Below are 18,106 nucleotides of genomic sequence, written 5' to 3'. Positions count from 1 at the left end.
GCCCGGCACGCGGAGAGACAGTGTGATGAAGCAGCTGGAACTGAGCGAACTGACCGCCCTGCTGCGCGAGTGCGCAGGCGAGGACGAGGGCGTCGACCTGGACGGCGACGTCCTGGACATCCCCTTCACCGACCTCGGCTACGACTCGCTGGCCATGCTCCAGACCACCGGACGCATCGAGCGCGACTACGAGGTGACACTCGACGAGGCCATCGACGGCGCCGGGACGCCGCGCGCCTACCTGGACGCCGTCAACCGCACCCTGGCGGCCGGGGAGGCGGCCTGACCGTGGCGAGGACCCGCACACCGCACGGCACGACCCACCGAGAAGGGACACGATGACCACTCCAAGCCGCCGGCGTTTCGTCGCCGGCACGTTCACCGTCGGGGCCGCCGGACTCCTCGGCGCGGGGATGAGCCCCGTCCCGGCCGCGGCGGCCACCACCGGCGGGCACCGCGGGCCGGGCGTTACGGGGGGCGGCATCGCTCCGGGCGACCCCCGGTACGAGGTACTCGCCACCCGCGGCCACAACAAGCGGTTCACCGCGCGCCCGGCCACCTTCCGCGTGGCCACGACCACCGAGGAGGTGGTCCGTGCCGTCGGCGAGGCCGCCCGTTCCGGCCGGCGGGTCGCGGTGCGCAGCGGCGGCCACTGCTACGAGAACTTCGTGGGCGACCCGGCCGTGCGCCTGGTGATCGACCTCGGCGACATGAACGCCGTCGCGTACGACCCGCGGATGCGCGCGGTCATGATCGAGCCGGGTGCGCGGCTGATGGACGTGTACCGCAGGCTTTACGACACCTGGGGCGTCACCCTGCCCGGCGGGGCCAGCGCCACCGTCGGCATCGGCGGGCACGTGGCGGGCGGCGGGTACGGGGCGCTGTCCCGGCGCTTCGGTGTCGCCGCCGACCACGTGTACGCCGTCGAGGTCGTCGTCGCCGACGCCGCGGGCCGGGCCCGTGCCGTGGTGGCCACCCGCGAACCCGAGGACCCCCACCGCGACCTGTGGTGGGCCCATACCGGCGGTGGCGGCGGCAACTTCGGTGTCGTCACCCGCTACTGGTTCCGCTCCCCCGGTGCCACCGGCGACGACCCCGCCCACCTGCTCCCGCGCCCGCCCGCCGAGATCCTGTCCAGCACGGTGATCTTCCCCCGCGAGGGCATGGACCGGGCGGCGATGCGGCGGCTGGTCGGCAACTTCGGCCGCTGGCACGAGCGCAACAGCGGCGCCGGGTCCCCGTACACCGGCCTGTACGGCGGACTGGTGCTGCTGAGCCGGCTGCGGGAGAACGACCCCGGCCACAGCGCCGTCAGCTTCACCCATGTCGACGCCGGGCTGCCGGACGCCGAGCGGCTGCTGGAGCGGTACGTGACGGCCGTGACGGAGGGCGTCGGCGTCACGCCGTACGTCCCCGGGACCGTCCGGGTCCCCTGGTTCACCGCCACGACGCAGCTCACCGAGACCCAGGACGCGGAGAAGGGCCGGCAGAAGATCAAGTCCGCCTACCTCCGCCGTTCCCTGACGGGCCGGCAGATCGATGCTCTGTTCACCCATCTCGACAGCGCCGACCACAGCAGCGAGGCGGCCAGCGTGTCGCTCCAGTCGTACGGCGGCCGGATCAACACCGTGGGCTCCTCGGCCACCGCCACCGCGCACCGGGACGCGGTGGTGAACGTCATCTTCATGAACACCTGGCAGGACCCCGAGGCCGACGCCGAGAACATCGGCTGGCTGCGGCGCATGTACCGGGACGTGTTCGCCACGACGGGCGGCGTGCCGGTGCCGGGACGGGGCGGCGCCGACGGCTGCTACATCAACTACCCGGACCTCGACATGGCCGACCCCGAGTGGAACACCTCCGGGGTGCCCTGGCACCGCTTGTACTACAAGGACAACTACGCTCGCCTCCAGCGGATCAAGGCCGTCTGGGACCCGCGGCAGGTGTTCGGGCACGACCTGGGCGTGCGACCCGTGTGACGGGGCCCGGGACACGAAGGGGAGGGGCGGCGCCGCGGGCGTCGCCCCTCCCCGGGCTGTCCGGACGCTCAGGACGGCACGCGCTCCAGGAGCGGGGTGTACAGCTCCGGGTCGCCGTCGCTCAGCGCGCGCAGCGCGGCGCGGTGCGCGGCGAACTCCGGCTGCCGCAGCGCCTGGCGGAAGGACCGCTCGTCCTCCCAGTCGGCCACGTTGACGTAGCGTCCGGGCCGGTCCAGGTGGCGCAGCAGACGGTGGCGGACGAAGCCGGGCTGGGCGGCGAAGAACGCCGAGGTGCTGTCGAAGACACGCTCGAACTCCTCGGCAGAGCCGGTGAGTTGGAACCGGTTGATTAGTGTGATCACGGAGAGTTCTCTCTGGGAGACAGCGGGGAGCACGGTCACCGTCACAGACGGCACTCGAATGGCCGTGGAACGCGGCTGGGCCGCCCGCCCGAACCAGCGGACAGCGGAACAGCGGAACAGCGGAAACATGAAAGCGGGACGCATGGTGTGGATTGCGCGTGAGCACGCCCGACGGCTGGCGCGGTACGCGGTCGCCTTCGAGCCGGGTGACCCGGCCCGTACGGGGCGGATGGCCTTCTGGGACCCGGACGGCGGGGATCCGCCCGCACTGCCCGGCGCCGCCCCCGCGGAGGCCGGGCTCGTCACAGCCCACGGACGGCGCCCGGTCCCCGTCCTGTGGCTGCCCGTCGCCGACGCGCTGCCGGTCCTGACCCTTGCCCGGCGCGAGTACGGCGGCGACGCGGTCCACCCTGCGGCGGCCTTCTGGGGCGCCGCCACCGCGCTGGCGCTCCATCTGGCCGCCCGCGAACGGCTCCTGCCCGGCGTGTCCACGGGCGGTTACGACTCCTGGCGGGTCGGCCCGTTCGACCCCGCCGACGTGCTGCGGCTGCGCGAGCTGGCGGCCGCCGCCCCGCCCGAGGCCCTCGCCGTGCCCGTGCCCGGGACCACGCTGCTGCCGCCCGCAGACACAGCGCTGCGCGCCTTTCTGGACGCCGTCGCCGACACGCTGCCGCGCACCGCGGCCGCCGAGGCGGCCACCGGCCGGGCCGCGTTCGCCGCGACCGCACCCCAGCACGTGCCGCAACTGCGCTCCTGGGCGGAGGAGATCGCGCTCGGTATCGACTCCGGCGTACGGGTCTCGCTTTCCGTGCGGCTGGCCGACGGCACGGACGGCGCGCCGGTCGGCCGGATCGTCCCCCTGGTGTCCGATCTCGCCGACCCGACCGTGGAGCTGACCGCCTCGGAACTCTTCGACGGCGCCCCGCACACGCTGGGACCCGTGGCCCAGGCCGACACCGTCCGCGCCGTGCGCCGCGCCGCCACCGTGTGGGAACCGCTCGCCCGCCTGCTGCCGGTGCCCCGGCGGCTCGACCTCGCCGACGAGGAGTTCAGCCAGCTGCTGGGCGGTGCGGCGGCCCGGCTGCGGGCGCACGGCATCGACGTGCGCTGGCCGGACGAGGGGAAACGGCGGCTGACCGCGCGGGCCACGGTGGGCGCGGACCGCACCCCGCCGTCCGACCTGCGCTCCTTCCTCGGCGGGGGCGGCACCGTCGGTCTGCGCTGGCAGCTCTGCCTCGACGACGTTCCGCTGACCGAGGAGGAGACGGCGGCCGTCGCCGAAGCGGGACGGCCGGTGGTCCGGGTGCGCGGCGGCTGGGCGTTCCTCGGCCCGGAACTCGCCCGCAGGGCCCGGGACCGCGTGCTGCCTCCGCTCACCGCCGTGGAGACCCTGGCGGTCGCCCTCACCGGGTACGCGGAGATCGGCGGCGAACAGGTGGCCGTCGCCGACGGTCCCTGGCTGCGCGCGCTGCGCACGCTGCTGACCGACCTCGCCGGTGACGCGCCCGTCGAACAGCCGGCGGGGCTCGCCGCGACCCTGCGCGACTACCAGTCGCGCGGACTGGCCTGGCTGGAGCGGATGACCTCGCTCGGCCTCGGCGGCTGTCTCGCCGACGACATGGGCCTCGGCAAGACGATCCAGGTCATCGCGCTCCACCTCTTCCGCCAGGAGCACGAGGCAAGCCGCGGCCCCACCCTCGTGGTGTGCCCGGCGTCGCTGCTGGGCAACTGGGAGCGGGAGATCCGCCGGTTCGCCCCCGGCACCGCCGTGCGCCGCTTCCACGGCGCCGGCCGCAGCGTCGAGGGCGCGGACGGCGGCTTCGTACTGACCACCTACGGCACGATGCGCCTGGACGCCGAGCGGCTCGGCGGCCGGCGCTGGGGGTTGATCGTCGCCGACGAGGCCCAGCACGTGAAGAACGCGTCGTCCGCCACGGCCAGGGCGCTGCGGCTGATCCCGGCGGACGCGCGGGTCGCGCTCACCGGCACCCCTGTGGAGAACAGCCTCTCCGAACTGTGGGCGCTCCTCGACTGGACCACGCCCGGTCTGCTCGGCACCCACAGCCACTTCCGCCGCCGCTGGACCGCCCCGATCGAGGCCGAGCGGTCCGCCGCGAGCGCCGGGGACGGGGCCGGTCCCGGCGCCACCGCCGGGCGGCTCGCCGGACTCGTCCGGCCCTTCCTGCTGCGCCGCCGCAAGTCCGACCCCGGTGTGGCGCCCGAGCTGCCGCCCAAGACCGAGACGGACCGTCCGGTACCGCTGACCGCCGAGCAGTCCGCCCTCTACGAGCAGCATGTGCGCGCCGTGATGGCCGAGATCAGGTCGACCGAGGGAATCGCCCGCAGCGGTCTGGTCCTCAAGCTGCTCACGGGTCTGAAGCAGATCTGCAACCACCCGGCGCAGTTCCTCAAGGAGGAGGAGCCGAAGCTGACCGGCCGCTCCGGCAAACTGGCCCTGCTGGACGAGCTGCTGGACACGATCCTGGCGGAGGACGGCGCGGCGCTGGTGTTCACCCAGTACGTGGCGATGGCGCGACTGCTGGAACGGCACCTGCGGGACCGGGGCGTCACGGCCCAGCTGCTGCACGGCGGAACGCCGGTGCCCCGGCGGGAGGAGATGGTCCGCCGCTTCCAGGACGGCGAGGTGCCGGTCTTCCTGCTGTCGCTGAGGGCGGCCGGTACGGGCCTCAACCTGACCCGGGCCGACCACGTCGTGCACTACGACCGCTGGTGGAACCCGGCCGTCGAGGCCCAGGCGACCGACCGGGCCCACCGCATCGGGCAGACCCGGCCGGTGCAGGTGCACCGGATGATCGCGGAGGGCACGGTCGAGGACCGTATCGCGGCCCTGATGGAGAGCAAGCGGGAACTGGCCGACGCGGTCGTCGACAGCGGCGAACGGGCGCTGAGCCGGCTCGGGACCGACGAGTTGGCGAACCTGGTGGAGCTGAGGAGCGCGGAATGAGCGACGAACACGACGACCGGCCGCGGGGTTTCGCCGCCTTCCCCTCCCGCAGGGGCGGCCGCATCCGCGGCCAGTCCTGGTGGAGCCGGTCCTGGGTGGAGTCGATGGAGGACTTCTGGCCCGAGGAGGAACCGCTGAAAAAGGGGCGGACCGTCGCCCGCTCCGGTCGCCTCGGCCCCCTCACGGTCGGTCCCGGGCGGGTCAGCACACAGGTGTACGACGACGGCGCCGACGAGCCGTACACGGTGGTCCTCGCCCTCCCCGAGCTGGACGACGAGCAGTGGGACGCCCTGTGGGAACGCACCGCGGACCGGCCGGCGGAGACGGAAGCGCTGCTCGCCGGTGAGCTGCCGCCGGATCTCCTGGAGGCGGCGGAGGACGCCCGGCTGGGGCTGCTTCCGGGCTACGGCGAGCTGGAACCGGACTGCGGTTGCGACGAGCCGGACCATCCGTGCGCGCACGCGATCGCGCTCGGCTACCAGTTCTCCTGGCTGCTCGACGAGGAACCGCAGCTCCTGCTGCTGGTGCGCGGCCGGGACTGGGGTACGGCCCTGGAGGAGCTGAAGTCCGTCCTCCTCCTGCGCGCCATGACCGAGACCACAGGGGACGGGGAGGACGAGGAGGACACCGGCACGGAGGCGGTGCGGCCGGACGCTCCGGCCGTCACCGGGACCCCCGCTGTCGGCACCCCCGCCGACGAGGCGTACGCCCGCCCGGCGGTCCCCCTTCCCCCGCTCCCCCCGCTGCCCGACCCGCCGCAGGAGGGCACCGAGCCGGTCACCGGCATCGAGGCGGACCCGCTGGAGCGGCTGGTCGCCGACGCGGCCGTACGTGCCCGGGAACTCCTCGCGTACACCCTGGGGGCGGGCGACGGGCCGCCCCGGCTCCTCGGCCGGTGGCAGGACACCGTACGGATCGCCGCCACCCACCCCGACCCCCGGGTGCCCGCGCGGCTGCGGGACGCCTGCGACCGGCCGGAGGAGCTGGACCGGGCGGCCGAGGCGTGGCGATGGGGCGGAGCCGCGGCACTGGAGGTGCTCGAAGAGGCATGGCAGCCCGAGGGGCCCGACATGGTCCGCGCCTGCACGGCGCTCTCGACGGGCTGGGAGGACGAGGGGCTTCCCGAAGCGGTCGTCCGTGACAACCGCTGGACGCTGCCGGGCCGGGGCCTGCAACTACGGTACGGGCGCGACGGCCGCTGGTATCCGTACCGGGAGCGGTCCGGCACCTGGTGGCCCGCCGGGCCGCCCGCGCACGACCCCGTGCAGGCGCTCGCCGAACTCCTCGACGGCTGACCGCCGACCACCACCCAGCGGCCGGACCGCCCCCGCACCGGGGCGCGGACCGGCCGCTTTCCCGTGCTCCCGACGGCCACCGCCCGCCGAGTCAGGCTCCAACGAGCCTCCAGATGCCGGAACCACGATGGGGCTCAACGCGTTCGCCGGACCCCGGCGAGGCGCGGACCGGAAGGAGGCATCGTGGAGGGCACCACCATCGCGGGACCGCGTCCGCTCGTCGAGAGCTTCGTGGACCAGGCCCGGCGGACGCCGGCGGCGACCGCCCTGGTGTGGCGGGGGCACTCGGTCGGCTACGGGGCGCTGCTCGCCCACGCGGAGCGGGCACGGGACCGGATCGCCGCGCTGCCGGCCGGCGCGCCGGTGGCCCTGCCGGCGGTCAAGTCGCCCCGGACCGTCGCGCTGGTCCTGGCCTGTCTGCTGGCCCGGCGCCCGCTGCTGCTGCCGTCACCAGCCCTGGGCGCGGACGTCATGGAGCGGCTGTACGAGCAGGCCGGTGTGGGCCATGTGCTCGCTCCGGGGCGGCCGCCCGCGGCCCGCCGCTCCCCGGGCGCGGACCTCACCGGGACCGCACTGCTCCTCACCACCTCCGGATCCACCGGTCTGCCCAAGATCGTCCCGCTACCCGGTGCCGCGCTGGACCGTTTCGTGGTCTGGGCGGGCAACGCCTTCGGCATCGGCCCCGGCACGACCGTGCTCAACTACGCGCCGTTGAACTTCGACGTGTGCCTGCTGGACGTGTGGACGACCCTCGCCCGTGGTGGACGGGTCGTCCTGGTGGACGCGGACCGCGTCACCGACGGCGGCCGCCTCCTCGACCTCGTCGAGCGCGAGCGCCCCGAGGTGGTCCAGTCGGTGCCGATGTTCTACCGGCTCCTGGCCGAAGCCGCCCGCGCCGGGGGCCGTACGCTCCCGTCCGTCCGGCACGCCGTCTTCACCGGGGACACCATGCCCGCCCCGGTCCTGGCGGCACTGCCGGGACTGCTGCCCCGTGCCCGGCTGTACAACGTCTACGGCTGCACCGAGACCAACGACAGCTTCCTGTACGAACTGCGCGGCGCCCCGGACCCCGAGCGCCCGCTGCCGATCGGGCAGCCGCTGCCCGGTGTGGCGGCCCTGCTCGTCGGCGCGGAGGGCCGGGTGCTGGACGGGCCGGGGACCGGTGAGCTGTACGTCTCCACCCCCTTCCAGAGCGAGGGCTACCTCGGCGCGGACGCCGCGTCCGGCGCGTTCGTCCCGCATCCGGAGGGAGCGGACGAACGGTGCTGGTTCCGCAGCGGCGACCTGGTGCGCCGCTCGGCCGACGGAACGCTCACCCTGGTGGCGCGCACCGACTTCCAGGTCAAGGTCCGCGGCGTCCGGGTCAACCCGCAGGAGGTCGAACACCTGCTGCTGGCGCACCCGGACGTCGCCGAGGCCGCCGTGGTGGCGGTGCCCGACCCGGTGGCCGGGCACAGGCTGCACGCCGTGGCGCGCCGTGGCCCCGGCACCGGGGTCGACAGCCTGGCGCTGCGCGGACATCTGGCGCGCGCACTGCCCCGGGCCGCGATCCCCGCGGCCCTGCTGATCACCGACGAGCCGCTGCCCAGGACCGCCACCGGCAAGGTCGACCGGGAGCGCGCCGTACGAGTCCACTTCACCGAGGAGAGCTGACATGCTTTACGCCCAGGCCATCAAGGAGTTCGTCGTCGCGGAGTTCCTGCCGGACGTGTCTCCGGCCGAACTGGACGCCGACTACGACCTGCTGGCGAGCGGGGTGATCGACAGCCTGGGGCTGCTGAAGGTGATCGCCTGGATCGAGGACCGGTACGGGATCGACACCGACACGGTCGAACTGCGGCCGGAATCCTTCCACACGGTGGCGGCCATCGACGCGTTCATCACGCACGCGTCGCCGCGGCGGGCGAAGAGCGCGTAGCCGTGCACGAAGCCGTCACCATGCTGCTCCAGCGGGAGCGGCCCGTGGAAGCGCCGGTCTGGCGGTCGTTCTGGGACCTGCTGCGCGAGGGCGGGCCGCGGCGGGGCGAGTCGGTGGCCCTGCTCGCCTCGCTGGCCACCCGGATGCCCGACCGCACCACCCTGACCGGCCTCCTGGACTCGCTGGCCGGGTACCGGTCCGCCGACGTGCCCGCCGAGGTCGGCACCGCCGTCAACATCGTCGGGACCGGCGGGGGGCCGCGCACGTTCAACATCTCGACGGCCGCCGCGTTCGTGGCCGCCGCGATGGGCGTCCGGGTCGTGAAGACCGGATCGCGCGCCTGGACCGGCGGCCTCGGCTCGGTCGACCTGCTGGAGCGGCTCGGGGTTCCGCTGACCTCGTCGTACGAGCAGACGCACGCGTCCCTGGAAGCGCACGGCATCGCCTTCGCCGGCGCCTTCGTCTACCCGGCCGAACTCGGCCTGCTGGCCCGGAGCGTGCTGCCGCTGGACATCAGGCGACTCGGCGGTTTCGTCAACGCGCTCGGCCCCTTCCTGGCGCGGCTCCCGGCCAGGGCGCAGCTCACCGGCGTCGCGGACCGGCGGCTGCTGACCGGGCTGCGGCACGCCGCCGGGCACCTGGCGCGGGGCGAGGTCCGCTCGGTGTGGCTGTGCGCCAACGAGGCGGGTGCCGACGAACTCCTGAGCTTCCTGCCGAACCGGGTGTACGCGTGTGAGGGTGCCCTGGAGGACGAGTTCGTGCTCGACCCGGCCCGGCTCGGGCTGCGTCCGGGCTCGCCGGACGAGCTGCGGCCGCGGGACGGCGACCCGGTGGCCCGCTTCCACGAGGTGCTGTCCGGGCAGGGCACACCGGTGGCGGAGGAGACCGTGGCCCTGAACGCCGCCGCGCTGGCGGTGGCCGGTCAGGTCACCGGCGACTGGCGGGCCGCCTTGGACGCGGCCCGCGAGGTGATCCGCGACGGCCGGGGCCTCGGCCTGCTGTCCCGGCTGCGGTCGGGGGCGGACGCCCATGCCTGAGTTCTTCGCCCGCCGCCGTCCCGGCCGGCCTGGACTCGCGGTGTTCCTCAACGCCGGTGACCCACCGCTGGACACGCTGCCCGACCTCACGGCCATGCTCGACGAGAGTGAGGTCGACTGCCTCGAACTGGCCGTGCCGTTCCCCGGCTCGGCCACCGACGGGCCCGTCGTGCGGGCCTCCGCCGGCCGGGCGCTGGCCGCCGGAGCGACGTTCCGGGGCGTGCTGGACGCCGTCGCGTCCGTGCGGCCGGGGTTGCGTCGGCTGCGGATCGCGCTGCTCGCCGACTGGAGCCACACCGCCAGGGACACCGCCCCCGCCGACTTCGCCGCCGCTGTCCGCGACGCCGGCTGCGACGGGCTGCTGCTGCACGGGGTGCCGCCCCGACTGCGCGCGGCCCATTACGAGGCCGTGCGCCGGGCGGGACTGCCGCTCGTCACGACCTGCTATGCCGTCTCCGGCCCCGACGCCGTGGCCGAGGCGGCGGACCTCGCCTCCGCGTACGTGTACCTGGTCGCGCACTACGGCCGCAGTGGCACCACCGCGGCCCCTCACCGGGACCGGCTCGGGGCGGTCCTCACCACCCTGCGCTCCACCGCGTCCGCGCCCGTGGCCGTCGGCTTCGGGATCAGGACCGCCCGCGACGTCGCGCGCGTGGCACGGCTGGGCGCCGACGCCGCCGTGGTCGGCAGCGCGGGGGTGGCCCGCATCGAAGAGGCCCGCGTGCTGGGGCGTGACCCCGTCGAGGAGCTGCGCTCCTTCGTCCGGGACCTGCGCGCCCCGGTCCGCACAGACACCGGCCAACCGGAAGAAGGGATCGACACCCATGATCGTCCGTAAGCTCGAAGAGGTCACCAGTGTCGACTGGGGCAACGGCCTGAGCCGCCGCTTCCTCACTCTGGGCGACGGCATCGGCTACACCGTCACCGACACCACCGTCCGCGCGGGCACCAAGTCCCGCCTGGAGTACCGCAACCACCTGGAGACCTGCTACTGCATAGGGGGCAGCGGCGAGGTGATCGACACCGAGGGCACCGTCCACCCGATCACCTCCGGCACGCTGTACTCGCTCGACCGGCACGACGCGCACTGGCTCGTCGCGCATCCGGAGGAGGACCTGCGCCTCGTGTGCGTGTTCACCCCCGCGCTGCGCGGCGACGAACGCCACGACCTCGACTCGTCCGGCTACTCCCACTACTGATGATCGAGTGGACCGCGGAACAGCGGGCGCTGCGCGAAGGCCTCGCGCCCTGGCTGGAGAAGCTCAACGCCGGTCACGTCGAACGCGACGCGGCTGCCTCGTTCTCGTACGAGAGCTGGCGGACGCTGGCCAGGACCGGCATCCTCGGGCTGCCCTTCCCGGAGCGGTGGGGCGGCCTCGGGCAGTCGCTGCTGACCACGATGTACGTCCTGGAGGGGCTCGGTGAGGGCTGCCGGGACGCCGGGCTGAGCTTCTCGGTCTGCACCCACATGGTGAGCACCGGGGTGCCGATCCAGCGCTTCGGCTCGCGGGCCCTCAAGGAGCGCTATCTGCCGCTGCTCTGCTCCGGCGAGTGGATCGGCGCCCACGCCATCAGCGAACCGGACAGCGGATCGGACGCGTTGGCCATGCGGACCAGGGCGGTGCGGGACGGCGACCACTACGTGCTGAACGGCAGCAAGAGCTTCGTCAGCAACGGGCCGGTCGCCGACCTGTTCACGGTGTACGCCCGCACCGGCGACGGGCCCGGCCCGCTCGGCGTGAGCGCGTTCCTGGTGGAGCGGGACACGCCGGGGCTGCGGGTCGGCGCGCCCGTCGCCAAGATGGGTCTGCGCACCTCACCGCTCGGCGAGCTGTTCCTCGACGACTGCCGGGTGCCCGCGTCCCACGTCGTCGGCCCGCCCGGCGGCGGCTTCCTGGTGCTCGACCATGTGATGCGCCGGGAGATCCTGTGCTCCTTCATCGTCAACGCGGGCGAGATGCGCCACCGTGTCACCCGCTGTGTCGCGTACGCGCGCGCTCGCGAGCAGTTCGGCCGGCCCATCGGCGCCAACCAGGCCGTCTCCCACCGGATCGTGGACATGGAGATCGCGGTGGAGACCGCCCGGCACTGGCTGTACGCCACCGCGGAACGGATGGCGGCCGGCGCGAACGTGACCCGGGACATCGCCATGTCCAAGCTCGTCACCAGCGAGGCGAACGTCGCGTCCGCCCTGGCCGCCGTGCAGATCTTCGGCGGCAACGGCTACATGGCCGAGTACGGCGTCGAGGCCGAGCTGCGCAATGCGGTCGGGTCCACCGTCTACTCGGGCACGTCCGAGATCCAGCGCAACCGCATCGCGGCCCTGCTCGGCCTGTGACCGGCCGCCCACCCTTCCGACCCACGACCGCCCACGACCGCCCACAACCGGAGAGATTCCACCGTGACGACCCAGCACCACGAGGACATGGGCACGCTGCGCGCCACCGCTTTCCTCGACCACGCCTCGGCCGAGGTCCGCGACTTCGTCGCCGGCGCGCTGCCCTCCTCGGCCACCACCCCACGCGCCCGCGCGGTCGCGCTCTACTACGCGGTGCGCGACCGTGTCCGCTACGAGGTGTACGGGGCGGACCTGTCCCGGACCGGACTGCGGGCCAGTTCGGTGGCCCGGACCGGTTCCGGCATGTGCCTGCACAAGTCGGTGCTGTACGCGGCCGGTCTGCGGTCGCTCGGCATCCCGGCGCGGCTGGTCCTCGCCGACGTACGCAACCATCTGGCCTCCGCACGGCTCAAGCGGCTGATCGGCGGTGACGTCTTCCACATGCACTGTCTCACCTCGGTCCGGCTGGACGGCCGCTGGGTGCGGGCGACACCGGTGTTCAACAAGGCGCTGTGCCGGCTGTACGGGCTGGCGCCGCTGGACTTCGACGGCACCGCGGACAGCCTGCACCACCCCTTCGACCTCCAGGGCCGTCGGCACATGGAGTTCCTGCGCCACCACGGCGAGTTCGACGACCTGCCCTACGAGCGGGTGGTCGAGGAGCTGAGGACGGCCCACCCGCGTCTGCTGAACGCGTCCGGCACGGGGTTCACCGAGGGCTCGTTGGCCGGGGAGGCCGGACCCCTGACGGCCGAGCGGTGATCGTCAAGTTCTGCGGGGCCACCACGGAGGCCGAGGTCACGGGGATGGCGGCGGCCGGTGCCGATCTCGTCGGCCTGTGGCACGGTGTGCCGGGCGGCCGGGCGGAGCTGACCGCCGCCCGGCTCGCCGACCTGGCCGCGCTGGCCCTGGCGGACGGCCGGCTCAGGCCGGTGCTGGTCACGTTCTCCTCCGACACCCGGGCGCTGCTCGCGGCGGTGGCGGCGGCCCGGGTGCCGTGCGTGCAGTTGCACGGTTTTCAGCCGCCGGGCACGGTGCGCGCGCTGCGCCGGGCGGGGCCGCCGGCCCTGGAGATCGTCAAGGTGCTCCACCTGCGCGACGGCGTGTGCCTGGAGGAGCGGCTGACCGGGTCGTACGAACGGGCCGGCGCCGATTCCTTCCTGGTGGACACGGTCACTGCCGACGGCCGGCTCGGCAGTACCGCCGAGCCGCTCGCGGACGCGGCGGTGACCGCGCTCGCCGAGCGGACGGGTTTGCCCTTCCTGCTCGCGGGCGGTCTGCACGCGGGCAACGCGCAGGACTTCGCGGGTGCGCGGGCCCATCCGCGCTTCCTCGGTATCGATGTCGACTCGGCGGCGCGCGGCGCCGACGGGCTGCTGCGAGCCGGCCGTGCCCGCGCCGTCGCCCGCGCCTGGAGGACCACGTGAACACTTCCTTCGGCGACGCGCTGGCGTCCGCCGCCCGGCCGCTTGTCATGGAGGTCAAGCTGCGGGACGCCGACGGCCGGGATCTGCTGGGCGGCCGGAGCGTGGCCGAGACGGTGGAACGGTTCGAGGCCGCCGGCGCGCCCTGTCTGTCGGTGGTGACCGGGCACTGGTTCGGCGGCACCGAGGACCTGCTGCGCGAGGTCGCCTCCCGCACCTCGCTGCCGCTGCTGCGCAAGGACTTCGTCACCAGCGGGCGTCAGTTGGAGCGGACCCGTGAGCTGGGGGCCTCCGCCGTGCTGCTGACCGGGCGGCTGCTGCCCGCCGGGGTGCTGGCCCGGCTGACCGACCGTGCCCTGGGGCTCGGGCTGACCCCCTTCGTGGAGGTCGCCGACGCGGCCGAGGCGGCCACGGTGGCGCGCGGGCCGGAGTGCGTGGTCGCGGTCAACAACAAGGACATCGCCACCCGCGAGCGTCTTTCGGCCGATCTGGGCCGCAGCCTGTCGCTGCTGCCGGCGGTGCGGGCCACCGGCACCCGCCACCCGGTGAGCGCGAGCGGCATCACCGGACCGGTCACGGCGGCCCGCCTGCTGGGCGCGGGCTTCGCCGGCCTGCTGATCGGCACCGAACTGCTGCGGACCCCCAGTCTGACGGCCTGGTGCGCCGAGTTCGACGCCGCGCGGAGCACCCCGGGTGCCCCGCGCTGACCGCCCGTCAGCCGCGTCCGTTCGCGGGCCGGGCCCGGCGCCCGCGGGCCGTTCGCCCCCAGGGTTTGTAGACCGAGACGACGGCGGCGACGGTGAGCAGGACGAACAGCAGGGGCACACTCCACAGCAGGAAGTCCGCGGCCGCGCCCGGCTTCGGCGGGCTGCCGCCCGCCTCGGCCGTCCGCTCGGTGGCCGTCATGACGACCGGGTGGATCACGAACCACGCGAAGACCGTCGTGAAGAGGGTGATGGCCCACTTGACGACGATCCACCAGTGCAGCAGCAGCCCCCACTTGGTGCCGCAGGACAGGAGGATGCCGGTGACGGCGGCGGTGAGGCTGAAGACCGTCACGCTGGTGTCGTCGAAGACGTACATGGCGTAGTAGACGCCCTTGGCGACGGCGGCGTCCTCCGTGGTACAGCCCAGGACGGCTAGGACCACCATGGAGAGCGAGAGTCCCACCCAGCCGACCGAGGTCACGACGTGGACGGCCAGGGTCGACTTCCGTGCTCTGCGGCTGAGTTCGAACCTCTTCCTCGCGGGATGCTGCCGGGGGGCGCCGGGCCTGGTGGTCGCTGCGGGGGTGGAAGCGGCCAAAACTGCGCCTCGCTTTCTGCCGGGTCCGGAGCGCGCCGCCGCGGACACCAAACTCTTTACGGTGTAAGGAGAATGCTGGGAAGCGTACAGCATTACCATGCCGATGTGACGTCAGGAACCAGCAGCACGAGTGGAAATGGCCGGATAGATCCGGCCCGTACCCTGGCTCTGCTGTGGCGCGCGGGACAGGAGCCCGTGCGCCCGGCCCGCGGCCCCCGCCAGGGACTGACGGTCGACCGCATCGTGCGGACCGCCATCACCGTCGCCGACGCCGAGGGGCTGGCCGCCCTGTCGATGCGCAAGGTCGCCGAACCGCTCGGCGTCTCCGCGATGTCGCTCTACACCTACGTGCCGGGCCGCGCCGAGCTGGTCAACTGCATGCTCGACGAGGTGCTCGGCGAAGCGCCCTCGCTGGAGGCCGCCGACGGCTGGCGGCAGGCGCTGGAGCGCTACGCGGAGGGCAGCATGGACATCGCCCGCCGCCATCCCTGGGTGCCGCCCCTCGTCTCCTCCCGGATGCTCATGGGCCCCAACGAGACCGCGCTGTGGAACGGCGTGCTCGGCGTCCTGTCCGGGGTGGGCCTGCCGGAGGGGGAGATGCTCGCCGTGGTCCACCTGCTCAACGGCTACGTCCGCGGCGCGGCCCAACAGTCGGCGGACGCCGAGCACGACGCGCGGCGCTCCGGGCTCAGCTACGACGAGTGGTACGAGCAGACCGCGCCCCTGCTGGAGGAGAAGATCTCCGCCGACCGCTACCCGGCCCTCACCCGGGTCTGGCAGTCGGGGGTCTTCGAGGAGGTCGGCGAGGGACTCGGGCCCGACAGAGGATTCGAGTTCGGCCTCCAGCGGATTCTCGACGGCATCGAACAGCGCATCGAGGGCCGCTCCGCGGGCTGACCCGCTCCCGGCCCGCCCCGTGCTCCAGCGACTCTCCGGGGGCCCTCCAGTCCGGTTTTCCACCCTGGTTGCGCAAGGGACGAAGCAGCCTCGCAGGGCCGAGGCCGACAGGGCGGAGCAGGCGTGACAGTTCTGGTGACAGGAGCGACAGGATCCGTGGGCCGGCTGGTGACCGATCACCTGCTCGCCGCGGGCGTACCGGTGCGGGCGCTGACCCGCGACCCGGCGGCGGCCGCACTGCCGGACGGGGCGGAGGTGTGGGCGGGCGACCTGCTGCGGCCGCACACCCTGACGGCGGCACTGCACGGCGTGGAGCGCCTCTACCTCTTCCCGGTCCCCGAGACCGCCCGTGCGGTGGTCGCGGCCGCGGAGGAGGCCGGCGTACGCCGGATCGTCGTCCTCTCCTCGTCCTCCGTGCTGGACACGTCGGGCGACAACCACAGCGGGGAGCACCATCGCGCCGTGGAGCGCGCCGTGGCGGAGTCCGGCGTGGAGTGGACCTTCGTACGCCCCGACGAGTTCGCGTCCAACGTCCTGTGGAAGTGGGCCGAGTCCATCCGCACCGAGGGTGTGGTGCGCGCTCCCTACGGCGCCGCGCCGCGGGTGCCGGTGCACGAGGCCGACGTGGCCGCCGTGGCCGCGGCCGCACTGCTGGAGGACGGGCACGCTGGGCAGGCGTACCTGCTGACCGGTCCCGAGGCGATCACCCAGTCCGGTCAGGTGCGGGCGATCGCGCGGGCCGTCGGCCGCCCGATCGCGTTCGAGGAGATCACCCCGGACCAGGCACGGAAGGACATGGCGGCGGCCATGCCCGCGCCGGTCGTGGAGATGGTGCTGCGGTATCTCGCCGACGCCGTCGTCCACCCGCCGGTTCCCCTGGACACCGTCGAGCGTGTCACCGGCTGCCCGGCAAGGACGTTCGCCCGGTGGGTGGCCGACCATGCCGCCGACTTCGCTCCGCGGCCCGCCGCGGAACCCCTCGCGCGGCGCGCTGCCCGGGACGAGGAGCCGGCCGCATGACCGCCGGCGTCCCCGAGCCCGTCAAGCCACCCGTGGCGATGGACGACACGAACACGTTCGTCCGGATGACCGGCAGTGGCGATCCCGAACGGCACATCGTCCTCGGCGAGGGCGCCCGCCCCACCGCCGGCCGCGGCAACGTCCTCGTCCGGGTCGAGGCCGCCGGCGTCTCCTACGCGGAGGTGCAGATGCTCGGGCATCTGCACCCCTTCCCGCCGGCCTTCCCCTTCGTCCCCGGCTACGACCTGGTCGGGCGCGTCGTCGAGACCGGCCCGGGCGTCACCGACAGACACGTCGGCGAGCGTGTCGCCGCCATGCCCCGCCACGGCGCCTGGGCGCGGTACGTGCGGGCGCCGGCGAAGACGCTCGTCCCCGTTCCGGAGGAACTGGACGCGGCCGCCGCCGTGGCCCTGATCACCAACGGAGTGACCGCCTGGCAGATGCTGCACCGGCTGGCCCGGGTACAACCCGGTGACACCGTGCTGGTGCACGGCGCCGGGGGCGGCGTCGGCAGCCTGCTCACCCAGCTCGCCGTGCACCACGGGCTGCGCGTCCTCGGCACCGCCTCGCCGGGCAAGCACGACGCGGTGCGCGCGCTGGGCGCGGAACCCCTCGACTACCGCACGCCCGGACTCCCCGGCGTCGTCCGGGAGCGTGCCCCCGGTGGCGTACGAGCCGTTTTCGACCACATCGGCGGGCGCGGCCTGGACGAGAGCTGGGCCATGCTCGCCCCCGGCGGGACCCTGGTCTCCTACGACTCCTCCGTCGCCGGCTACGAGCCCGGCCAGTGGTTCCGCCCCCACGTCCCGGCGCTGCGGCGCACCGTGCGCCGCTGGGTCGCCCGGCACCTCGGACTCACCGGCGGCCGACGCATGTCCACTTACTACGTCAGGCCCGGCAAGGACTTCGGCGCCGACCTCACCACCCTCTTCCGGCTGGCCGCCGAGGGCGTGCTGCGGCCGGAGATCGCCGCCCGCCATGCGCTGGACGCGGCCGCGGCCGCGGTGCGCGCCCTGCTGGACGGCCGCACCGTCGGCAAGCACGTCCTGCTGCCCTGAACCACCGGTCGGACCCCGACCGGCTCGACTCCCCCCCGTTCGGAAAGGAACCCGGTATGTCCGCCACTCTGACCGAGAAGTCCGCCCAGGAACGCAACAAGGAACTCGCCCTCTCCATGGTCGCCAGCTGGAACCGCTGGGACCTCCAGGGGATCACCAAGCACTGGGCCCCGGACATCCAGCACTTCTCCGAGGACCGCCCGGTGTCGTCGAAGGCCATGACGCGGGCGATGGAGGGCGGCCTCGCCGCCTTCCCCGACCTGCACCTGGACGTCAAGAGCATCGTCGCCGAGGCGGACCGGGTCTGCCTGCGCATCACCGTGACGGCCAGCCACGGGGGCGAGTTCCTCGGCAAGGCCCCCAGCGGCACCACGGTGACCTGGTACATGCTGGAGGAGCTGCGCTTCAACGACGCGGGCCAGGTGATCGAACACTACGACGTCTTCAACTACCTCCCCATGCTCAAGAAGCTGGGGCTGGCCCCGGCAGACGTGCTGTGAGCCGGTCC

General features: G+C 73.9%; 19 protein-coding genes. 17 read left to right on the top strand and 2 right to left on the bottom strand.

Annotated elements, in window-relative coordinates; all coding sequences use genetic code 11:
• Positions 1-25 precede the first annotated feature (25 nt).
• Positions 26-286: an acyl carrier protein gene (locus tag ACQYWQ_RS24130; RefSeq protein ID WP_431039322.1), complete on the top strand. Its 261-nt coding sequence runs from the start codon at positions 26-28 to the stop codon at positions 284-286.
• Between the two features lie 52 nt (positions 287-338).
• A complete protein-coding gene (locus tag ACQYWQ_RS24125) occupies positions 339-1,979 on the top strand; it encodes an FAD-binding protein (protein ID WP_431037402.1) in 1,641 nt (546 codons plus the stop codon).
• A 68-nt stretch (positions 1,980-2,047) separates the two neighbouring features.
• Here ACQYWQ_RS24125 and ACQYWQ_RS24120 read toward each other — a convergent pair whose 3' ends face one another.
• The gene (locus tag ACQYWQ_RS24120; protein WP_431037400.1) at positions 2,048-2,386 is read right to left on the bottom strand and encodes an antibiotic biosynthesis monooxygenase family protein; all 339 of its coding nucleotides are present in this window, start codon (positions 2,384-2,386) and stop codon (positions 2,048-2,050) included.
• Between the two features lie 97 nt (positions 2,387-2,483).
• Here ACQYWQ_RS24120 and ACQYWQ_RS24115 point away from each other — a divergent pair, with 97 nt between their 5' ends.
• From ACQYWQ_RS24115 to ACQYWQ_RS24065, 11 genes are all read left to right on the top strand, one after another.
• The gene (locus ACQYWQ_RS24115) at positions 2,484-5,306 is read left to right on the top strand and encodes a DEAD/DEAH box helicase (protein WP_431037398.1); all 2,823 of its coding nucleotides are present in this window, start codon (positions 2,484-2,486) and stop codon (positions 5,304-5,306) included.
• Positions 5,303-6,601, top strand: coding sequence for a hypothetical protein (locus tag ACQYWQ_RS24110; RefSeq protein WP_431037397.1), 1,299 nt, complete (start codon positions 5,303-5,305; stop codon positions 6,599-6,601). Before ACQYWQ_RS24115 ends, ACQYWQ_RS24110 begins: the two co-directional genes overlap by 4 nt.
• A 183-nt stretch (positions 6,602-6,784) precedes the next feature.
• On the top strand, positions 6,785-8,254 hold the full coding sequence (locus ACQYWQ_RS24105) for an AMP-binding protein (RefSeq protein WP_431037395.1): 1,470 nt from the start codon (positions 6,785-6,787) through the stop codon (positions 8,252-8,254).
• A gap of 1 nt (position 8,255) precedes the next feature.
• Positions 8,256-8,519 carry an acyl carrier protein gene (locus ACQYWQ_RS24100; protein ID WP_431037393.1) on the top strand — a complete coding sequence of 88 codons (264 nt, stop codon included), beginning with the start codon at positions 8,256-8,258 and terminating at the stop codon, positions 8,517-8,519.
• 2 nt (positions 8,520-8,521) lie between these two features.
• Entirely contained in the window at positions 8,522-9,556 is a 1,035-nt protein-coding gene (locus ACQYWQ_RS24095; protein WP_431037392.1) for an anthranilate phosphoribosyltransferase, read from the top strand.
• Positions 9,549-10,394, top strand: a complete 846-nt coding sequence (gene trpA, locus ACQYWQ_RS24090) for a tryptophan synthase subunit alpha (RefSeq protein WP_431037391.1) — start codon at positions 9,549-9,551, stop codon at positions 10,392-10,394. The genes ACQYWQ_RS24095 and trpA overlap by 8 nt, the downstream gene beginning before the upstream one ends.
• Positions 10,381-10,755 carry an ectoine synthase gene (locus ACQYWQ_RS24085; protein ID WP_431037390.1) on the top strand — a complete coding sequence of 125 codons (375 nt, stop codon included), beginning with the start codon at positions 10,381-10,383 and terminating at the stop codon, positions 10,753-10,755. The genes trpA and ACQYWQ_RS24085 overlap by 14 nt, the downstream gene beginning before the upstream one ends.
• Positions 10,755-11,894, top strand: a complete 1,140-nt coding sequence (locus tag ACQYWQ_RS24080) for an acyl-CoA dehydrogenase family protein (protein WP_431037388.1) — start codon at positions 10,755-10,757, stop codon at positions 11,892-11,894. The genes ACQYWQ_RS24085 and ACQYWQ_RS24080 overlap by 1 nt, the downstream gene beginning before the upstream one ends.
• A gap of 63 nt (positions 11,895-11,957) precedes the next feature.
• Positions 11,958-12,656 (top strand): transglutaminase-like domain-containing protein, encoded by a 699-nt coding sequence (locus tag ACQYWQ_RS24075; RefSeq protein WP_431037387.1) that lies wholly within the window; start codon positions 11,958-11,960, stop codon positions 12,654-12,656.
• Entirely contained in the window at positions 12,653-13,321 is a 669-nt protein-coding gene (locus ACQYWQ_RS24070; protein WP_431037386.1) for an N-(5'-phosphoribosyl)anthranilate isomerase, read from the top strand. The genes ACQYWQ_RS24075 and ACQYWQ_RS24070 overlap by 4 nt, the downstream gene beginning before the upstream one ends.
• Positions 13,318-14,025, top strand: a complete 708-nt coding sequence (locus tag ACQYWQ_RS24065; protein ID WP_431037385.1) for an indole-3-glycerol-phosphate synthase — start codon at positions 13,318-13,320, stop codon at positions 14,023-14,025. The genes ACQYWQ_RS24070 and ACQYWQ_RS24065 overlap by 4 nt, the downstream gene beginning before the upstream one ends.
• A 7-nt stretch (positions 14,026-14,032) precedes the next feature.
• On the opposite strand, the gene ACQYWQ_RS24060 is transcribed toward ACQYWQ_RS24065, so the two are convergent.
• Positions 14,033-14,623, bottom strand: coding sequence for a DUF2269 domain-containing protein (locus ACQYWQ_RS24060; protein WP_431037384.1), 591 nt, complete (start codon positions 14,621-14,623; stop codon positions 14,033-14,035).
• A gap of 105 nt (positions 14,624-14,728) precedes the next feature.
• Between ACQYWQ_RS24060 and ACQYWQ_RS24055 the strand changes: the two genes are divergently transcribed.
• The 4 genes from ACQYWQ_RS24055 (at position 14,729) to ACQYWQ_RS24040 (ending at position 18,098) form a co-directional block, all read left to right on the top strand.
• Positions 14,729-15,520 (top strand): TetR/AcrR family transcriptional regulator, encoded by a 792-nt coding sequence (locus ACQYWQ_RS24055; protein WP_431037383.1) that lies wholly within the window; start codon positions 14,729-14,731, stop codon positions 15,518-15,520.
• A 123-nt stretch (positions 15,521-15,643) separates the two neighbouring features.
• Positions 15,644-16,540, top strand: coding sequence for an NAD(P)H-binding protein (locus ACQYWQ_RS24050; protein ID WP_431037382.1), 897 nt, complete (start codon positions 15,644-15,646; stop codon positions 16,538-16,540).
• Positions 16,537-17,598, top strand: coding sequence for a zinc-binding dehydrogenase (locus ACQYWQ_RS24045; protein WP_431037381.1), 1,062 nt, complete (start codon positions 16,537-16,539; stop codon positions 17,596-17,598). Before ACQYWQ_RS24050 ends, ACQYWQ_RS24045 begins: the two co-directional genes overlap by 4 nt.
• Before the next feature lie 56 nt (positions 17,599-17,654).
• Positions 17,655-18,098: an ester cyclase gene (locus ACQYWQ_RS24040; RefSeq protein WP_431037380.1), complete on the top strand. Its 444-nt coding sequence runs from the start codon at positions 17,655-17,657 to the stop codon at positions 18,096-18,098.
• Positions 18,099-18,106 lie beyond the last annotated feature (8 nt).

The organism is Streptomyces sp. P6-2-1 (assembly GCF_050613165.1).
Lineage (GTDB): Bacteria > Actinomycetota > Actinomycetes > Streptomycetales > Streptomycetaceae > Streptomyces.
Note: the sequence above shows the minus strand (reverse complement) of the source record. Positions and strands in the feature narration are given on the sequence as shown.